Source organism: Bacillus sp. FSL R10-2201 (assembly GCF_038008665.1).
Taxonomy (GTDB): domain Bacteria; phylum Bacillota; class Bacilli; order Bacillales; family Bacillaceae_G; genus Bacillus_A; species Bacillus_A mycoides.
In genome coordinates this window covers 4,969,066-4,988,266 of sequence record NZ_JBBOZP010000001.1, presented here as the reverse complement: position 1 = coordinate 4,988,266, position 19,201 = coordinate 4,969,066, and the positions used below count along the sequence as shown (strand labels likewise).

Genomic DNA, 19,201 nt, shown 5'->3' with positions numbered 1-19,201 from the left:
GATGTTGTGTAAGATGAAAATGTATCATCTAAATACCAAAAAACTAATTTAAATTGGATTTTTCTTTTCCTTAAAACTATCTTAAAAGATAGAATGTCATATTTCTAATCATTGGTATTTTTGTTACAATATAAATGATTGTGTAAAACTTTGTAAAATGAGTGTAACAATGTAAGTGGGGATTCAATTTTCCGAAAGTTTTATACAATTAAATATCTATTAAACTATTAAGGTATAAAAGGAGAGAGAATATGTTACCTAATACGGTTCGTACTCCAAACAAGAAGAAGAAATGGATTATTATCGGAGTTATTGCACTAATTGTTATTGTTGCAGCAGTTAATATTTTTGTTATGCAAGGTAAGAAGAAAGGTACGGCTAATACAGATGCTGTAAGTTTTGAGAAAGTGACAGAGCGTAAGCTTAATAATACGAAGTTAATTTCTGGTCAGGTGAAGCCAGGGAATATTGAAAGTTTTTATGCGGATCCGACTAAAGGAAAAGTGAAAGATATTGCGGTGAAAGAAGGACAAGAGGTAGAAAAGGGAACGAAATTATTCTCTTATGATAATGAAGAAATTAATCTTCAAATGAAGCAAGCTGATCTTGATCAGAAGATGGCTGATATGCGTTACGATCAAGGGAAAAAGAAGATTGATTCATTGAAGAAAGAAATTAAGAAGGTAAAAGATAGTGGGGCTGGGAAAGAAGTAACAGACCCGATGGAAGAGCAAGTAAGCGAGTTAGAAATGGCTCAGAAAACAACTGACCTTGAGAAAGAAAAAGGGAAGTTACAAAAAGAAGAGTTAAGTAAAAAACAGAAAGAACTTACGATTTATAGTAATTTTACTGGTGTTGTACAGAAGTTAGATAAGGATGCAGCGCAAAGTTCATCTCAGGCATTAGGTGGTCAAGGGAAAGCATTTTTACAAGTTGCTTCTAAAGACCCGTTCCAGGTTCAAGGGACTTTAACAGAGCTTCAAAAGTCACAAATTCAAAAAGATCAAACGTTCACTGTAACTGCGAAAGCAAATAATAAGAAGAAGTGGACAGGTAAGATTACGGAAGTAAGTGAATTCCCAACGAGTGCAGAGATGGCTCAAGCTGCTGGTGAGGGAACTCAAAATATGTCTCAATATACATATAAAGCAAGTCTTGATAGCCAAGATGGTTTATCTCCAGGTTATCACGTTTCTCTGCAAGTAAATTTAGAGAATAAGACGATGATTGCTGTTCCAAGTAAGAGCATTGTAGAAAAAGGCGAAGATGCATTTGTTTATATTGAAGAGAAAGGAAAGCTTCGTAAACAAAATGTGAAAAAAGGTTCTACTGATGGAGACTGGACAGAGATTGTTGAAGGCGCAACAGTGGGGCAAAAGGTGGTTAAAAATCCTTCCGACGACGTGTATGACGGAATGGAAGTGAAAGAGAAATGATTACGTTAAATAATATTGCTAAAACATATTATCAAGGAAAATTGGCAGTGCCGATTTTACATGGTATTAGTTTAACAATTCAAAGCGGTGAGTTCGTTTCTATTATGGGACCGTCTGGTTCTGGTAAATCAACGCTTATGAATATTATCGGTTGTTTAGATCGTCCAACAGAAGGTGAATATATGTTGAATGATGTGAATATCTTAACAGCAGACGAGTCAAAACTAGCTTTAATTCGTAATGAATATATCGGCTTTGTGTTCCAGCACTTTAATTTGCTGCCGCGTCTTTCCGCAGTGGAAAACGTTGAACTTCCGCTCATCTACGGTGGGGTGAAGAAAGCAGAGCGTCGTCAGAGAGCCCTTGAAGCGCTTGGGAAAGTTGGATTATCAGATAGAGTCCATCATTTACCTAGTGAGTTATCAGGTGGACAGAAGCAACGTGTAGCGATTGCGAGATCGATTGCAAATAATCCAACGTTTATTATGGCCGATGAGCCGACAGGTGCACTTGATACGAAGTCTGGTGCACAAGTTATGGATATTTTCACGAAGCTAAATGCAGAAGGTACGACGATTGTTATGGTTACGCATGAAGAAGAGGTAGCAGCGTATTCTTCCCGTCGCATTGTACTGCGAGATGGGAAAGTTACAGAAGATAGAAGGTGTGCAGTATGAGTTTACTAGATAGTATGAAAATTGCCTTATCGTCTATTTTAGCTCATAAACTACGCTCAGCTTTGACGATGCTAGGGATTATTATCGGTGTAGGCTCTATTATTACCGTCGTTGCGATTGGGCAAGGCGGGGAAGCTGCACTGAAATCCCAATTTGTTGGATCAGGTAATCAAACGGTACCGATTCATTATAGTGCCGATATGAATGATCCTTTTGGTATGGCGATGGTAGAAGCACCGAAGATAACTGAAGAAGATATTTTTGAAATTAAAAAAATTCCAGATATCGCACATGTTGTAACAACAAATTCAAGTATGGAACCACTTGATATTGAAGATAAAATAGAAATGGTGAGTATTACTGGATTAGACAGTGAGTATTTTTCAGTAAATAAAGTAAAGTTGTTAAAGGGACGTTCTTTACAAGAATCAGATGTGGATCAAGGTAATAATGTTGTCATGATTAGTAAACAAATGGAAGATAAGGTGTTTAAGGATGCTAATCCAGTCGGTAAAATTATTGAAATGAAGGGGCAACCGATGCAAATTATCGGTGTCTACAAATCAGATAACGAGTTTATGGGAATGGGACCATCAGAAGCACTAGTTCCAATTTCATTATGGCCGACACTGTATGGAAAAGATGAAATTCAAAATATTTCTGTTCAAGCAAAAAATGTAGATAATTTAGAAAAAGCAGGTAAAAAAGCTGCAGATGTCTTAAATAGTCGTAAACCGAGTGATGCAACTGGTAAATATGAGGTTATGAATTTAAAAGAACTTCAAGAAGGTATTTCAAAAATGACTAATATTATGACGATGATCATCGGCGGTATCGCTGGTATTTCATTAGTCGTTGGTGGTATTGGTGTAATGAACATCATGCTCGTATCTGTAACAGAGCGTACACGTGAAATTGGGGTGCGTAAGGCACTTGGAGCAACACGTAGTAAAATTTTATTACAGTTTTTAATTGAAGCAGTTATGTTAACACTTCTTGGTGGTTTGATCGGAATTGGTCTTGGATATGGCGGGGCATATATTGTTTCCACATTTGCGAAATGGCCACCACTCGTTTCTTGGGAAGTTGTCGTTGGCGGCGTACTATTCTCTATGACACTTGGTATTATTTTCGGATTAATTCCAGCAAACAAAGCTGCGAAATTAGATCCAATTGAAGCACTTCGTTATGAGTAAATTATTAGTGTAGTAGAGAAGTTCTCTACTACAAGTTACCGTTCTAATGGGCGGTTCGTAGCCTCTACATGAGGATGTGAACCGCCCGTTAGAACGGGTTATATAAATAGAGGGAGGCGTTATAATGGAAGCGAATATTAATACGCAAGATGTAGGTTCGAAAAAGCCATCATTATTTGGAATGATTACATCTCCAGGTGTGCAGTTTGAGAGAATGAAAACGAAAAGTCCGGTTTGGGGGGCATTTTTCCTGTTTGCTATACTTGGGACAATCACGGCAGCGGTAGTGGCTTATTTAGCGTTAGTTAATACTCCGGAGTTGGCAAAGGAGCTTAAGGGCGATTCAGCAGGTGTGGTTAAAGGGTTTACTCTTGGAGGGGGAGCGATTTTTGGTTTCCTTGGAACAATTGTTGGTTTGTTTATTGTAGCTGGATTTTATAAAGTTATTATGATGTTCATGAGTAATGATACACCGTATATGAAGATATTATCTATTTATTTATATGCAAATATTGTTTATTATTTTGGTGGTATTCTGAATGCAGTGCTAGGTTTTATTCTTGGTGGAAATGGTACTGATAAATATACAAGTTTAGCGCCTTTATTTGATCAAGGAACGGTTGCTTACGGTATTGGTTCTGCGTTTGAAGTGTTTAACATTTGGAGCTTGATCTTAACTGGTTTAGGCTTGCAGATCGTTGCTGGTTTAAGTAAAAAACAAGCAACAATTTTAATCTCCATATTCTTTATCCTTTCAATTGGATTCAGTATTTTAGGCGGTATGTTCTCTGACTTTGGTGCGTAACATGCTATTTTGAAAAGATGGCTCATCCTAGAGCCATCTTTTTTATTTTTACCCCTATTTCAAATACCCCTATTAGAATTTCAAATACTGCTTAGTGTAATTTCAAATTCTGGCAGCAGTATTTGAAATTACCCACAATGAAATTTCCTTTCTCATTTTATATTGTAGAGGTACCGCGGAATACTGAAGAGGTATACCTTTTAGAAACGGGCACTGTGTGAAGCCAGCGACTTTTGCAGATACGGTTGTTTTGTATGAAGGTATGATTGTAAATCAAATAAAGAGGTTAAATATTTACCAAGATTATGAAGAGTATTATCAATGTGGTTTAATTGGTCTTTGGCATGCGTATGAAAGGTATGAGGAGGAGAAAGGGAGTTTTCCTGCTTATGCGGTTGTAACGGTACGTGGTTATATATTGGAAAGGTTGAAGAAAGAATGCGTAGTGCAAGAGCGCTATGTATGCACCGACGAGTATGAGGAACGATTTGAGTGTGAAGATGTGGGAACGAGAGCGAAGGACTTTATGAGTGTGTTAGATGAGAAGGAGAAGCACATCATTTCAGAGCGATTTTTTACAGGGAAAAATATGGGGGAGATAGCTTCTGAAATGGGGATGACGTACTATCAAGTGAGATGGGTATATCGACAAGCGCTTGAGAAAATGAGAGATAGTGTAAGGGGATAAGAATAATAAGTAGAATGGAAGGCAAGAGAAATATTGCCTTCCATTCTATTTATTTTAAGGCAGTAAATGTGGCAAGAGGGTTTTTGAGTGTAGTGAATCTTTTATGTTCATTCGGGATAATACATGTCCAGCTTTCAAAAATTGTTGCTGTAACTTATGAGAACCTATTTGTATTGTTATGGTAGTTCCGTTAAAAAAATGAATGTTAGCTTTGTTAGTTTTTTTGGAAAACTCTATCTCATCTATATGGTTATAGAACAACCAAATGCAGCTTGGAGAAGAAGGAGATTCTGTTGGGAAAACGCAAATATATTCTTTGTGATTAATCGGAATTGGAACATTTTGTTTGAGCTTAAAGTTTATTTGGACTGCATGACGTCTACCTTGATAAGTAGAATGAACATGTGTTAGACAAGATTTCTTTATGAGTTGGATAGCTGTTTGGCAAGAGTACAGAGGGTTTCCGCTACTGTCGATAATTTTTGTCCGGTAATAAGGGTGTTTGCAAGGTTCGAGCATCATTGTAGAACTAGAAATAAAAATATCATTCTCATTATCCATGATTCTAAAATCCTCCCTTATAAAAATTGTTATTCCGAATATAATTATATACGAATTATGTAAAATTATTATTAATCTTTTGTTTCGTATTGTAAATTTTTACGGTTCGTTTACAATCAATAGATGATAGTCTTTCTAATTTGCATCGCTTGTACATATATATGAAAATAGAAAAGAGAAAAGAGTAGGCGGTGATATAGCATGAAGAAAAAGTATATTATTATGGCTCTAGCTGTTGTTCTCTTAGTTTATTTAGCAAACAGTAATCCGGGTAAGGGAGAATATACGGATTGGGCAGCAAAACAATTTATGAAGCGTAATGATGTGAGTAAGAAGCTAGAAGAGGTTGAGAAAGAAAACAAAGAGGGTATACTTGGCGATCTAGCATCAGCGGGAAAGAAATTAGCAAATAAGTATGTTGAACCACAAGTTGGATTATTAATTGAGCATTATACAAAGCGAAATGATTATATTTTCTTCTCAACATATACGACAGAGTTTGATTTAGGCGGAGAGAATTATAAGTATGTTTGTGTTGGTTTTTCAAACATCTTTATTCCAATTGAAATGCCGAAGAAAAAAGACGAATCTGCAAAATAATGCAGATTCGTCTTTTTGATTTACGGAGTGATTTGAACTTCAGATACGTTTTTTTCTATGAGGCGAGCCCCTTTTTTACGAGTATTTTCACTAATGGACGAAAATACAGATGAAGAAAGAATGGTATCCATTACTTGATTTACGACTAGTTCATTTACTGGTGTGATGGGATTTTCGATAGAAAAGGCAACTGTTTTTCCATCTTCTTTCACGAAAATTAACTCTAGTACTTGCATGTTTTATTCCCTCCTTTTAATTATAGATTAGAAAGATCTGACGTGCTTACAAGTTGTACAGCGTGAAGTGATGATTGTTGTAGTGAAGCAAGAGCACGTGCTACTTCATGTACTTTTCCTAAATCTGCATTTGTTTTCACACGTTTGAATTGTTTGTTCTTAAAAACTGTTTTACCGTTTTTGTCTAATCCTCCGTTTAATACAAGGCGTAAAGTTAAATCCATTACGATTGTTTCAACTGCCATGTTTATCACCCCCTTTCACTTTATAAATAGGGTGTAAATGTCATGTTTTGGCGTGAAATTTTTTCTTTTTTTTGGTACTCTTAAAAGACTAAGAGAGGGGTTTTCGGGAGAATGAATCGTAAATGGTTATTTTGGATTCCTGTATTACTATGGATGGGGATTATTTTCTATTCTTCAGCACAGCCATATAAAAAACAGGATATGCGCTCGGATATTGAGCAATATGTAAATGCTGAGTTTGTGAAAGAGCATTTTTCATGGGTATCTATCGATTATGGGGGAGGTACACCTGTTAGTATCGCAAATAAAGGTGTAGGTGGATTTGTTGAGTTTTTCCTTCGTAAAGGTGCTCATTTTATGGTGTTCTTTATGCTCGGTTCATTGACGTATTATGCTTTTCATCGATCGGGTTATTCGAGAAAAAGGTGCTTTGCATACGCCCTCCTTTTCGTTGCGGGGTATGCAACATTTGATGAAATTCATCAATGGTTTACAGGAGACCGTACACCGATGTGGCAAGATTCATTGCTTGATACGTGCGGCGGGTTAACAGGAATTATAATAAGCAATTGGTTTTGGCATAGAAAAAGGAGCTAATCTCAGTTAGAGATTTGCTCCTTTTTCATTTATCCCGCTATTTGTGGGAATAGAAACATCCATCTTATCCCGCATTAACTGCCCGTAAAAGCCTTCACTTTATACGCCAAGTAATTCTTTTAGTTCGTCGGTTGATAGTTCGGTCATCCAACTATCGCTTGTAATGACGGCGTTGTTTAATGATTGTTTTCGTTCTAACATTTCATCAATCTTCTCTTCAAGTGTTCCCGTTGTAATAAGCTTATGAACGTGAACGAAGCGTTTTTGACCGATGCGATAAGCACGGTCTGTTGCTTGGTTTTCTACAGCTGGATTCCACCAACGGTCATAGTGAATAACATGGTTGGCGGCAGTTAAGTTTAATCCTGTTCCGCCAGCCTTTAACGATAAGATGAAGATGTCATACGTTCCGTTTTGGAACTGCTCAATCATCTTGTCACGCTCTTTCTTCGGTACGCTCCCGTTTAAGAAGAGGACGCGCTGACCGAATGTTTCTTCTAACATACTTTTTAGCATGTTCCCCATGCCAATGTACTGAGTGAAGATTAAGCAACTTTCATTTTGGTCTTTTATATTTTCGATGAGCTCCATTACCGTTTTTGTTTTCATAGAGCGCTCGACGATATTTTGTGGTTCTTCTTCTTTCAAATAAAGGGCTGGGTGATTACAAATTTGTTTTAGCTTGTTCAGCATAAGTAATATAAATCCGCGTCTTTCAATTCCGCTTAATCCTTCTACATTTTGTAATGTATCTTGAACAAGTTGTTCATATAAGGAAGCTTGTTCGCCAGTTAGTGGACAATAAGCTTTCTGTTCTTGTTTATCTGGTAAGTTTAATGCGACCGTTTGATCTTTCTTCGTACGACGCAGTAAAAACGGCGAGATAAACCGCTGAACTTGCTGGATTTTTCCTTCATCGCGGTCCTTTTCAATCGGTGTGACGAAGCGGCGCTGGAATTGTCCTAAGCTTCCAAGATACCCATGATTGATAAAGTCGAAAATAGACCAAAGCTCAGCAAGTCGGTTTTCCATCGGTGTACCGGTTAAAGCAATTTTGTGATTTGCTTGTAGGTTTCTTACTGCTTTCGACTGTTTCGTATGTGGGTTTTTTATATTTTGTGCTTCGTCTAAAATAACAGCGTCCCAGCATAACGTACTAAGTTCTTCTTCATCAAGCTGAGCTAATGCATAAGAAGTTAATATAACATCTGCTGATTGAAGAAAATCTTTAAATGACTCATCCTTAGATCGGTTACTTCCATAGTGTAACTGAACACGTAAGCTTGGTGCGAAACGCTCAAATTCTTTTTGCCAATTTCCAAGGACTGATGTTGGTGCCACAATTAATGCAGGACCTGTTTGGAGATTTTTTTCTTTAGCGTATAGTAAGTAAGTTATCGTTTGAATACTTTTTCCGAGTCCCATATCATCGGCTAATAACGCTCCAAATCCAAGCTTTCGTAAGTATAGTAACCACTCAACACCGTGTTGTTGATACGGGCGGAGTGTTGCTTGTAGCGAAGATGGTACATCTACTTTTGGAATATCTCCAATGTGCAGAAGTTTTTGGAAAAGCTCTTCGTAATATCCATCTAACTCGATTTCAATATCGGTAAACGGACTATCGTCTTCTACAATTTCTGTTTCTGCCGTATTAGATAAATGTTGCTGCAACACATCTTTCATTTCAAGTCCATATTTATCGGCACGGTGCATTAGTTTTTTTACTTCTTCAATAAAGGCAGGATCAAGTCTCATCCATTGACCATTTAAATTGAAAAGACGTTTGTTTTGTTCAACGAGTTCGAAAAATTCGCTTTCTGATAAATCAATTCCGTCTGTTGAAATGCGCCAGTCGAAATTAACGAGCGTATTCATGCCGAAGAAAGACTGTGTTTGTGCTGTACTTTGCTTCAGCTGTACACGCAACCTCGGTTTTGTTGCTTTTAAATTTTGCCACCATGATGGTAGTAAAATTGTAATACCTGCTGCCAGTAATTCATTACTTGCTTCGGTTAAGAAGTTCCAAGCTTCCGTTTCAAAGAGTTCTTCTCGGAACTTGTCGTCCTCTTTTAGCCACGGTACGAGCTTACTGAATCCTTCTTGTGTTTCAAGGATCCGTTCTTCGTAATCGTGCCATCGTTTTGGTAAGGAATCGATACTTTCATATACATATATGCGATGTGCACCACGTTTTGGTGTAACGATTGTTTCAAGCTTCCACATTTCAAGTTCTTCTTGCGGTTCTTGTAGTCTTAAGCCGACTGTAAATGGAAGGTCATCTTCAATGTAACCAATTTTTCGAAGCCAATCCTCTTCATGTAGTGCTGCTTCCAATTGCCTTTTCGTAAAGTCGTAATGTTCGTATAGTCTCTTTGCATCTTCCCATCCGTCATTTGAGCGAGCATCTTGCAAAATACTTTCGTTCACAGCGGCAGAGAAAAGAGATGCTAACATGTCATCTTCAATTGAGGTATTCTGAACTTTCCAAGATGGCTGCTGAGACCAATGCTTCATGTCAGGTGCGAAGCTGCCGCTGACGAAAGCGTCCCATAATTCACTTGCGTCCTTTGTAAGTGCCGTAATAGGACCGTTCATTTGCATATTTGCAAATGAATTCATCGGTTTATTTGCGATGTATTCAAATGCCTGTGCATTCGTTAACATAACGCCTTGTTTTCCCTCATACGTTGCTTCTTTTAAAAACGTTCCGTAGAAAGAAGTAGAGTGCCATGCGAATGCATTTTTTTTCCAAGTTGCTACGGATAAGAGTGTACCGCTATCATCTTCTCCCCAAAGGAACCAACCTTGACTAACGTGCTGGAGCCTAATTGTTACTTCAGTTTGTATGATCATCGATTAATTTTCCTCTCCGTAATTCCTCTTGTAGTGCACGCAGACGTGAATGTAAGTTAGCGATATGAATAATGAAAGCATCCCATTCATCAGTTCGCTTCAGTCGTTTATAAAGCATACGTAATTTCTTTAAGTAACGAACGGCACGTTTATATGATTTGCGATTTCGCTCTTCAATTGCTTCCATTGCGGCATGGTGATAAAGAGGAAGTGCTGCTTCGGGCGCTTCTTTTTCAATATCTTTCAATGGTTCTTTCAAAAGTTCGATTACTTCGAATCCATATAAGAGCTGAAGTTCCGTCCATGCATGGTATTGTTTCTTCGCAAGTACATATTGTTCATAATTTGTGAAACTATACGGTAATAGTTCTTGTAAAATCATTTCTAATCCCGCTTGTTCATTCGTATGTGTTGCATATGTCTCATACATCATCACAAATAATCGAACGATATCTTGTATGAAGACGGTATTTTCTTGTTCCGTTATCGTTTCTTTTACTTGTTTATAAGTAAAGGAAAGCCAATCTTTCCCGCGGTCCCACTCCATCGCACTTAATAACTCTTCTAACCAATAGAAGTAAAGGCTCACAACAGAAGAAGGCTGTTTTTCCAGTAATTCCATTGCCGATACATCTTCACCGTTTAAAAAGAGCAGGTGAGAAGATGCTAATGCTTTGGAAAGTGGATTGATTTTAGTATCGATTCGTTTTTTTTCTTCTTGTAGCTGCTCTTCTGTTCTTAACAGTTCACCCCATACGTGACGATAAATGAAGAATCGCTCTTGTGTATAGGCATCGGTAGAGAAGAATGCTTCATGTATGAGCCGAGCTGTTTCTTCTAAAATCGGTTTGGATTCTTCTGGAATCGCCTCTGTTTTTAGGTCCCTAACGGTAGATTCAACTTTATCAACGAATAGGCGAACGACGTTAACTGGTTGGTGATAAGAATATAGTTTGTTTGCTTCAAATTCTTGAATTTCTTCTAATAATTTTTGAAAGCAATAAAGTGCCGCGTGCAACTTAAATAATTCATGAATAGCAACGATGCGCGGAGCTTTCCGTTCTAATTTTGTATAGAAGTCTGTAAAAAGACTCATAAGAAAATACATTTGTTTATAAGTGAGCCGCGCTTGTTCTTTTTTAAATGATTCATATTCATTTTCAAAGTATGTTTGCCAACTTTTATAATCCATTTCTTCAAAAGCTGATGATTGCAATACTTGTCGTGCAGTTCGAATAGGAGGAAGAGAAGGTTTTGTATTATTTTTGAATAAAGTTAATACATCTCCTACTTGCCCAAAACTAGAAGCTGCAGATAGTAACACAGCAAGCATATGCTGACATTGCGTTGGCGCGAAGCAATCGCAATAGCTTTCAGTGACATTACGAATCGGAATGTGAACACTATATACACTGCCTTCAGCATTTACAGTTCCGGATAGCGTATAGCCATCAAAGTCAACGTTATAGACAACACCACTACGATATAGTTGCCGAGCTGTAGCGACATGCTCTTGATCAGCAACTTGCTGTGGATCAAGCCCTTGAACGAACTCATTCGCAATCATCATAATTTCATCTTTCGTAATTGAGTCTTGCAGCATAATATTCCTCCGTACACAGATTTCTTTCCTTTACCATTATAAACAAAAAATGCTCAAAACAGAAAAAATGAAATTCTAATTACACAATTAGAAAATCATGGTAATATATATAATGTTAATTTTGTATATTACTATGTAATTAAAAGGAGAGAATTTGTTTGTCAGATTTACAATCGAAGTTTGGTAATGGCATGAATAAGTTGCAAGAGGGAATTGAGCAAGGCAAGATGAAGTTGCAAGTAGCACAGGAAATGGCGCAATTAAAGAAGATTACACAAGAGAAGTTACAAGAAAAAACTGAAATTTTACTTGAACTTGGTCAAACGGTATATATGCAACTTCGTGATGATGAAGTTCGAGTAGATTTGTTGAAAGCTATTGTAGCACCAGTGCAAGAGCTTGATGTTGCTATTTATAACACGCGCAGACAAATTTCTAATTTACAGAGACAAGAACAAAAAGGACAGTGTAGTTGCGGTGGTCCATTATCATTAAATGATAAATTTTGCGGGCAGTGCGGTAAAGAAAATGAGTTACTCCTTCAATCAAAAAATATTGAAAAAGAAGCATGTTCTTCATGTGGTGAACAAATTGCAACGGAAGCTACATTCTGTCCAGCATGTGGTATGAAGCAAAGTAAGGAGTGAGGAACATGTATTGTAAAATTTGCGGTTTAGAACAGCCGGAGGCAGTAAACTATTGTACACATGACGGCTCAAGTACGGATAGTATAGATAGCCATGTTATGTTAGTCCCGCAATCTTCGAAGTATTGCCGAACATGTGGACAGGAAAGTAAAGAATATGCTACATATTGTGAGAAATGCGGTGATTCTTTATTAGGAGTTGCCCAAAAAGAATCGAACATGAAATTACCAAATGCAGGAGCGCAATTACATGTAAATGCATCAGGAAGTATGCTGAAAAAAGGATTATTCGGTGGTGCTTTTGCAATTGTATGTATGTTCATTGCAGGCTTCATTGGCAGTTTAATAATAGATTCTGCTATAAATGATGTAGTGGAGACAGCGGTTAGAAATACGGATGGTATGTTGAATATGAATACCATTAATCAATCATTTATTGGTATAGCACCATTAATTTTAATGTGTCATTTAATAGGTATTGAAATTAGCGGGAGCGGGGCATACACTATGTCATTCCTTCTTCATATGCCATTATTCATCTTGGTAACTATTCCGGCACTTATATTAGGTGGAAGTGGATTTTTTGTTGAAAGAAAAAAACCTTCAATTAGTTGGCGAGAGAAGTTCATGACATCATGTGTAATTGGCATGATATACGGTATTTTCTTATGTATTGTAAGCTTTATGGCAAGTTCTTCTACATCTATTTCTTATTTCTATCAAACGATGACTATTGATGTTGTATATTCTCATGTTGTTAGTTTATTGTTTGGTATTATATTTGGCCTATTATTCAGCTTTATTGGTATGAGTATTGAAGCAGGACCACATCGTATGCTTTCTTCTACTAGTCAGTTTGTCCCGTATGTAACGTCTATTTATTATAGTATAGTGACTGTTTTGAAAGGACTACTTATTACATTTGGTATTATACTTATTACGATTTTATTTAGTAGTTCAAAATCAATGGGTCCAATTGATTTTCCAGAGAAGGCGTATAAAGTATTACTTTCTTTAGAAGCAACACCTTTTATGTGGAATATGGCCCACCTTTCTCCAACTGAAATTGAGTGGGGAAATATGGAGAGAGAAATGCATAGATATTCAGTCGAAAAAGGGCCACTGCATGTATCGTATATGTCAGGCATATCAATACAGGGTACGTCTTTAAAAGACCTGGAAATCGCTAATGGTGCTAGTGCTGATCGTATAAAAGATATTGATGATTTTAATTCGTATTTACATTGGTGGGGATTATTAATTCTTCTACCATGTATTCTACTAGTTAGGGCTGGAATGAAATTGACTCAATATCGTATGCGAAATATGTACGTAACTATAGCAGTGTTTAGCGCTGTTTATACAGTGATGATGCTTTGTGTAAATGGATTAGCAAAAATTCATATTACAGCTTCAGGAAGTAAGGAAATTATGAAGGAGTTCGCTGGAATTTCTGGACCGATATTATCTATTCAAAGTAACACGCTATATTTAATAGTAGGTAGTTTTCTTATTTCTTACGTATTAACATTCGCGGGTATGAAATTAGTAAAAAAATAAGGGGGAGAAATACTTGAAGTTTTGTGGAACATGCAATAAACAAGTTGCGGATCATTTGAACTTTTGTCCTGATTGCGGAAGTAAAGTAGAAGAAATTGCTGATCAAACAGCTTCTTCTCACTCAGAAATGCGGAGAGAAACAAAGTCAGTGAAAAGTAAGAAGAACATGTTTTTACTTATAGGTTTTGTCATTGTTTTTGCTATTTTGTTTGGCGCATATAAATTCGGTGCTAGCAAGTTTTCGAAGGAAAAGCAAGTAAATGCAATGATTGAAGCATTCCAAAATAAAGATGTGAATGCAATCGATGAGATTTTGAAAGTAGACGATCCAACCTTAAAGGTTAAGACAGAAGATATTAAGGCGTATATCCGTTATTTAAAAGAGAATCCTTCTTATAATAAAGAACTGTTATCATATTTGCAAAGAGAGACAGTAGATCAAAAGTTAGCAAGTGATAAAGCATCTTTTAAAGATGGGAAAATTATAGAAGATGGGAAAGAATGGTTCTTGTATCCGAAGTATAAGTTCAGCATGAAGTCGTATTACATGAATGTTAGCACAACTGCAAAGAATGCTGAAATATATGTGAATGATAAAAAAGAAACAGAGCTTTCTAGTGACAAAACTTCGAAAGAATTAGGTCCATACTTCCCGGGTGCTTATGTTGTAAAGGCAAAGGCGAAGACGGAACTTGCTGAATTAGAGACAGAAAAAGAAGTGGATTTAGCAGATGAAAAGAATGGGACAGTAGAAGTGAATTTATCACTTGAAGGAAATTATGTAACCATTTCGTCTGATGAAAACGATGCAACGGTATTTGTTAATGGCAAGAAACGCGGAAAGTTAAATTACGGAAGTTATAAACTTGGTCCTGTACCGACGGATGAAACGGTAGAAGTACATTTGGAGAAAAACGCTGAATTTGGTGTGATGAAATCTGAAAGTATTAAAGTTGGAGATCAAAGTACATATTACTTAAAGTTCCCAAAAGAAGCTTCTAGTTCAGCGGTTGGAGATTTTGTACAAAATCATATTTATAATAACGTACGTGCAATTGCATTAAACGATTTTAGTTTAATTGAAAATGATTATGATAAGAGCGGGAAATCGTATAAGGAAGACCGTGATTACTTACAATATCTACACAAAAAAGGAATTACAGAAGATTTATTGACAATGAATATTCGCAATGTAGAACGTCAAAGTGCGACGAAATATAAAGTAACGACATATGAAGAATATCATATTCGTTACGGTGACGGCTCTGTAAAATTCAAGAGCTTTAATAATGACCATATCGTTACTGTTAACGGAAATGGAAAGATATTGTACCATTCTCTTGGAGCGAATAATACGCTGAAATCAGAGGAAGTATCTGGTCCGAATCGTTAATATAAGAAAGAGGCTGTTCAATTTTGAACAGCCTCTTTCTTTAGGTAGCTTGCCGTTATTGTCAATCTTTGACGGTAAATCGATATTCCGTGTTGAACCGTTGATATAATTTTCTCTACTCGTGTTCATGAAGGGAAAGTAAAAAGGATATCACCTAGTTGGGAAATTCTACTAGGTGATATCCTTTTTTGCAATTAGAAGCGGGCTTCCTTTAATATCGCTTGTACATATGGATCATTTAATATTTGCTTTATGAGCGGTAGCATTTCTTGCTCGAATGGAATATCAATAGGGAATGGTTTTTGAGAGCCTGGTTTTATTCCGTATTGTACGAGTTTGTAATGTGTATTTTCTTCAGACTTGAGCACAATTAATTTATAGCGATTGTCATCGTTTGTTAGTGAGAAGTCAATTGCGATTGCATCATATGTTATATCATCTTTATATATGTACGGTTTTGGTGTACCGACCCAGTCTACCTTAGCTTGTAAATTCATGGACGTCACCTCCTTATATGTATTATATAAAAAATAAAAGCCAGCTCTCAATAAAGAGAACCGGCTGTAATTTAGCAGTCATTGGTTATTTTAAAATTTTCACTTTAACAGTTTTGCGTCCCCATTTTTGAGCAGCGCTATCTGATCCAAGTAGGATGTCGATACGGTTACCTTTAATTGCACCGCCAGTATCTCCAGCGATAGCTTCTCCGTAACCTTCTACCCATACTTTAGATCCTAATGGGATTACTTTCGGGTCAACAGCGATCATTTTCATGTTTGGGTTCGCTGTTAAGTCATGACCCATTGCAGTTAATACACGGCCGCCGTATGTGCCACCGTTTTCACTTGGGTGAGCTGTATATGCCGTAGCTACAACTGTTAACTCACGACCACCAGAAGGTGTGCTAGTCTCAGCAGCTTTCACAGCAGGCTTAGCAGCTGGTTTTGCTTGTGCTGCAGGTGCTTGAGCTTTAGCTGGTGCTACAGTTTTAGCAGGAGCAGGTTGTTCTTGTTTCTCGATAACAGGTGCTGTACCTGTTAAGAAAGGAACGTGAACATAAGCTGTTTTCCCGTTATATTCAAATTGTAACCACTCATTTTGTACTTGGTTCGTTGTTTCGATCATATCGTCTTTCTTAAGCGTTCCAAGAATTTCTGAGTTTGTGTTCGCTTCAGCACGTACATTTAATACGTTAGCTGTTACATAGTAAGAGTTCTTTGTAAACTCTGCACTTACGAATGCGTCTTTACCATCTAATTTGATTTGTGACCATCCGTTTTCTGTATTTAGAACATCTAATTTATGACCATTCTGTAATTTACCGACAACTTTTGATTCAGTAGTAGGGTTTTCTCGTACGTTTAGTACGTCTGTTTTTACAACAGTTTCTGCATTAGCAGATGCGGTGAAAATCCCAAGACCAAAAACTGCTGCTGTTGCTATTCCAATTAATTTTTTCATGATAGCCTCCATTGCGTTTGTTTTCGTGTCCTCATTATAGCAACAGATTTTTTCGGATTTTGGGAAAACACACAATTACAAACCATTCGTAATAAGTCGTTAACACTTTGTAATATAGCTAGAATGAGAGGAAAGCGTTTTTCATTCCATATAATTAGTAGGTTTCTAGTTATATTCAAAATATTTAATACAACATATTTTTTTCGGTGTAAATAAAAATATTACAGGGGTATTACATAATGATTACTATACAGTTACATTCCTTGAGTATTTTACCGTTTTATGGGTAATATAGTTATATAAACATAAACATCTCGTTTGTGAAGTTATAAACACGCGCTATATACTAGCAAAAAACCGCATAATTGTTACAAGAAGAAAGGGTTGTAAAGAATAAATCTGCCCTTTTTTAAAACTGTAACACATCCTTTTTTGGGAAAATCTCTTCCCATCCGCATTTTTCTCACACAATTTGACAGTAGTATTCCAATCTTGTAGCTCTTGCAGAGTGGAAAGGTTGTACGGAAGGTAAGGCTGTCCATAAGAACTCTAATTGGTGAAGGCAAACTTGAGAGAGCCGAAAGAAAATCACCACAAAAAACTATGGTTTTCTATCCGATTTAACATATCGGAATTTATGATTTTTACAAGAAATGAAACATACGAAGGGGGATTTGATGAGGAAACTGACGAAAACATTTATTGTCTCATTAACATTATGTATTGCATTTACACTTTGGGGGATTATTCCCGAATCTATTATTGGAAAAGGTAGCTTAGGAAATGTAACGACTGTAATTCAAGCTGCGTTAGTTAGTAAGTTTGGATGGTTCTATATTATTTCCGTTTCTATTTTCTTAGGAATTGCTATTTTCTTAATTGTTTCTAAGTACGGTTCGATTCGTTTAGGTAAAGATGATGATGAACCTGATTATAGTTATATGACATGGTTTGCTATGTTATTTAGTGCCGGTATGGGAATCGGTTTGGTTTTCTGGGGTGTCGCAGAACCGATGAACCATTTATACACACCTCCGTTTGGAGAGAGTGCGACTGAAGAGAGTGCACGCCTTGCACTTCGTTTCTCATTTTTCCATTGGGGATTACATCCGTGGGGATTATATGCACTTGTAGCATTATGTATTGCGTATTTTACATTTAGAAAAGGAAGAGCAAGTACAATTAGTGCGGCGGTCGGTCCGCTATTTAAAGGCGGTGAACATGGCCGTATTGCCCATATGTTTGATGTTCTAGCTGTATTTGCGACAGTATTTGGTGTGGCGACATCATTAGGACTTGGGGCAAAGCAAATTGCGGGTGGTGTTAGTTATTTAACATCTATTCCAAACTCATTACCGACACAGCTAGTAATCATCGGAATTGTAACTGTTCTTTATATGCTATCTGCGCAAACGGGACTCGATAAAGGAATTAAATATTTAAGTAATGCGAATATTATTTTAGCGTTTGCACTTATGATAATTGTATTATTTGCAGGTCCAACAAACTTTATTATGAATTATTTCACTTCAACAATCGGTTCATACATTCAAGAATTGCCAAGTATGAGTTTCCGTTTAAGTCCATTAAATGAAGGCGGAAATCAATGGATTCAGTCATGGACAATTTTCTACTGGGCATGGTGGATTGCATGGTCACCATTCGTAGGTACGTTTATTGCTCGTGTGTCACGCGGGCGTACAATTCGTGAATTTGTTGTTGGTGTGTTACTCGTACCAACAGTAATTGGTGCGCTTTGGTTCTCTGTTTTCGGAGGAACAGGTATTCACATGGAGCTATTTGATGGTGCAAATATATATGGACAAATTAAAGAAATGGGCACAGAAGTAGGATTGTTTGCTATGTTAGACCAAATGGGTAGTATAGGACCGGCTTTATGTGTGTTAGCTATTTTACTTATTTCAACATTCTTTATTACATCGGCAGACTCTGCTACGTTTGTTCTAGCGATGTTAACGACACATGGTAGCTTAAACCCACCAAATCGTATTAAAATGGTTTGGGGTATTGTTCTAGCGGCGTTAGCTTCGATCTTATTGTATGTCGGAGGATTAGAGGCGCTGCAAACTGCGTCGATTATTGCGGCCTTCCCGTTCGTATTTGTTATTTTCTTTATGATTGCAGCACTATTTAAAGAGTTGCAAAAAGAAGGACGTATGAAACAACATTAATAATAGAAGAAAAAAATTCTGTATATATAAATAGTATTAGGACTGTCGAATGTCGGCAGTCCTTTTTCACTGTTCTATACTATTGTAGGAAAAGCATTACTTTGTTACGGAATACTATAGATATCGGTAATTTAAAAAGAAAAATCGATATAGTTCGACAATATCTGATATTTTACACATTATATTCATATTTTTGACAAAAATATGTCGGAAATGTGTTGTCACTTTTATGTATATGTGCTATATTATTTCCTGTAAGCGATTTCAAATAGTTTTAAAGCGCATTCAAGGGGGACAACTAGAATAATGAAACGTTACGAAAGAAAGTGGAAGCATATTTGTTTGAAACGTGTGGCACATCGAAATGTCCAAGAAAGCACGGAACCAAAGACTGAAACTCGTAAAGAGCATAAAGAGAAGCAATTGGTTCTACAAAAATAGCAATCACT

The 19,201-nt window shown here is 36.8% G+C and carries 19 protein-coding genes; 12 read left to right on the top strand and 7 right to left on the bottom strand.

Annotated elements, in window-relative coordinates:
• The first annotated feature begins 251 nt into the window (after positions 1–251).
• The 5 genes from NSQ69_RS25965 (at position 252) to NSQ69_RS25945 (ending at position 4,802) form a co-directional block, all read left to right on the top strand.
• Positions 252–1,436, top strand: a complete 1,185-nt coding sequence (locus NSQ69_RS25965) for an efflux RND transporter periplasmic adaptor subunit (protein WP_002034815.1) — start codon at positions 252–254, stop codon at positions 1,434–1,436.
• On the top strand, positions 1,433–2,113 hold the full coding sequence (locus tag NSQ69_RS25960) for an ABC transporter ATP-binding protein (protein WP_002130002.1): 681 nt from the start codon (positions 1,433–1,435) through the stop codon (positions 2,111–2,113). Before NSQ69_RS25965 ends, NSQ69_RS25960 begins: the two co-directional genes overlap by 4 nt.
• Entirely contained in the window at positions 2,110–3,309 is a 1,200-nt protein-coding gene (locus NSQ69_RS25955) for an ABC transporter permease (protein WP_033709581.1), read from the top strand. The genes NSQ69_RS25960 and NSQ69_RS25955 overlap by 4 nt, the downstream gene beginning before the upstream one ends.
• A 124-nt stretch (positions 3,310–3,433) precedes the next feature.
• Positions 3,434–4,114: a Yip1 family protein gene (locus NSQ69_RS25950; protein ID WP_215560811.1), complete on the top strand. Its 681-nt coding sequence runs from the start codon at positions 3,434–3,436 to the stop codon at positions 4,112–4,114.
• A gap of 217 nt (positions 4,115–4,331) precedes the next feature.
• On the top strand, positions 4,332–4,802 hold the full coding sequence (locus NSQ69_RS25945) for a sigma-70 family RNA polymerase sigma factor (RefSeq protein WP_098167548.1): 471 nt from the start codon (positions 4,332–4,334) through the stop codon (positions 4,800–4,802).
• Between the two features lie 54 nt (positions 4,803–4,856).
• Here the strand turns inward: NSQ69_RS25945 and NSQ69_RS25940 are convergent, their stop codons facing one another.
• Positions 4,857–5,363 carry a competence protein ComK gene (locus tag NSQ69_RS25940; RefSeq protein WP_002167365.1) on the bottom strand — a complete coding sequence of 169 codons (507 nt, stop codon included), beginning with the start codon at positions 5,361–5,363 and terminating at the stop codon, positions 4,857–4,859.
• A 201-nt stretch (positions 5,364–5,564) separates the two neighbouring features.
• On the opposite strand from NSQ69_RS25940, the gene NSQ69_RS25935 reads away from it, so the two are divergent.
• The gene (locus NSQ69_RS25935) at positions 5,565–5,963 is read left to right on the top strand and encodes a DUF4359 domain-containing protein (protein WP_002034805.1); all 399 of its coding nucleotides are present in this window, start codon (positions 5,565–5,567) and stop codon (positions 5,961–5,963) included.
• Between the two features lie 20 nt (positions 5,964–5,983).
• Here the strand turns inward: NSQ69_RS25935 and NSQ69_RS25930 are convergent, their stop codons facing one another.
• Positions 5,984–6,199, bottom strand: coding sequence for a DUF2922 domain-containing protein (locus NSQ69_RS25930; RefSeq protein WP_002034804.1), 216 nt, complete (start codon positions 6,197–6,199; stop codon positions 5,984–5,986).
• Positions 6,200–6,219: 20 nt separating this feature from the next.
• On the bottom strand, positions 6,220–6,444 hold the full coding sequence (locus NSQ69_RS25925; protein WP_002016256.1) for a DUF1659 domain-containing protein: 225 nt from the start codon (positions 6,442–6,444) through the stop codon (positions 6,220–6,222).
• A gap of 111 nt (positions 6,445–6,555) precedes the next feature.
• Between NSQ69_RS25925 and NSQ69_RS25920 the strand changes: the two genes are divergently transcribed.
• Complete coding sequence (locus NSQ69_RS25920) at positions 6,556–7,041, top strand: VanZ family protein (RefSeq protein ID WP_001080696.1); 486 nt, start codon at positions 6,556–6,558, stop codon at positions 7,039–7,041.
• Between the two features lie 99 nt (positions 7,042–7,140).
• Here the strand turns inward: NSQ69_RS25920 and NSQ69_RS25915 are convergent, their stop codons facing one another.
• Both NSQ69_RS25915 and NSQ69_RS25910 read right to left on the bottom strand, forming a co-directional pair.
• Positions 7,141–9,897, bottom strand: a complete 2,757-nt coding sequence (locus NSQ69_RS25915) for a DEAD/DEAH box helicase (protein ID WP_341099809.1) — start codon at positions 9,895–9,897, stop codon at positions 7,141–7,143.
• Complete coding sequence (locus tag NSQ69_RS25910; protein WP_002016258.1) at positions 9,881–11,500, bottom strand: SWIM zinc finger family protein; 1,620 nt, start codon at positions 11,498–11,500, stop codon at positions 9,881–9,883. The genes NSQ69_RS25915 and NSQ69_RS25910 overlap by 17 nt, the downstream gene beginning before the upstream one ends.
• A 158-nt stretch (positions 11,501–11,658) precedes the next feature.
• On the opposite strand from NSQ69_RS25910, the gene NSQ69_RS25905 reads away from it, so the two are divergent.
• The 3 genes from NSQ69_RS25905 to NSQ69_RS25895 are packed head-to-tail and all read left to right on the top strand — an operon-like array spanning position 11,659 to position 15,099.
• Positions 11,659–12,147 carry a zinc ribbon domain-containing protein gene (locus tag NSQ69_RS25905; RefSeq protein ID WP_002016260.1) on the top strand — a complete coding sequence of 163 codons (489 nt, stop codon included), beginning with the start codon at positions 11,659–11,661 and terminating at the stop codon, positions 12,145–12,147.
• Between the two features lie 5 nt (positions 12,148–12,152).
• Complete coding sequence (locus NSQ69_RS25900) at positions 12,153–13,706, top strand: hypothetical protein (protein ID WP_215563774.1); 1,554 nt, start codon at positions 12,153–12,155, stop codon at positions 13,704–13,706.
• Between the two features lie 13 nt (positions 13,707–13,719).
• Positions 13,720–15,099, top strand: a complete 1,380-nt coding sequence (locus tag NSQ69_RS25895) for a zinc ribbon domain-containing protein (RefSeq protein WP_002166436.1) — start codon at positions 13,720–13,722, stop codon at positions 15,097–15,099.
• A 194-nt stretch (positions 15,100–15,293) separates the two neighbouring features.
• Here NSQ69_RS25895 and NSQ69_RS25890 read toward each other — a convergent pair whose 3' ends face one another.
• Entirely contained in the window at positions 15,294–15,596 is a 303-nt protein-coding gene (locus tag NSQ69_RS25890) for a DUF3910 family protein (protein ID WP_002089663.1), read from the bottom strand.
• Between the two features lie 85 nt (positions 15,597–15,681).
• Complete coding sequence (locus NSQ69_RS25885) at positions 15,682–16,560, bottom strand: cell wall-binding protein EntA (protein WP_002129985.1); 879 nt, start codon at positions 16,558–16,560, stop codon at positions 15,682–15,684.
• A 677-nt stretch (positions 16,561–17,237) separates the two neighbouring features.
• Between NSQ69_RS25885 and opuD the strand changes: the two genes are divergently transcribed.
• Both opuD and NSQ69_RS25875 read left to right on the top strand, forming a co-directional pair.
• Positions 17,238–18,752 carry a glycine betaine transporter OpuD gene (gene opuD, locus NSQ69_RS25880; protein ID WP_002129983.1) on the top strand — a complete coding sequence of 505 codons (1,515 nt, stop codon included), beginning with the start codon at positions 17,238–17,240 and terminating at the stop codon, positions 18,750–18,752.
• A 306-nt stretch (positions 18,753–19,058) separates the two neighbouring features.
• Positions 19,059–19,193, top strand: coding sequence for a hypothetical protein (locus NSQ69_RS25875; protein WP_002034792.1), 135 nt, complete (start codon positions 19,059–19,061; stop codon positions 19,191–19,193).
• The last annotated feature ends 8 nt before the right edge of the window (positions 19,194–19,201 follow it).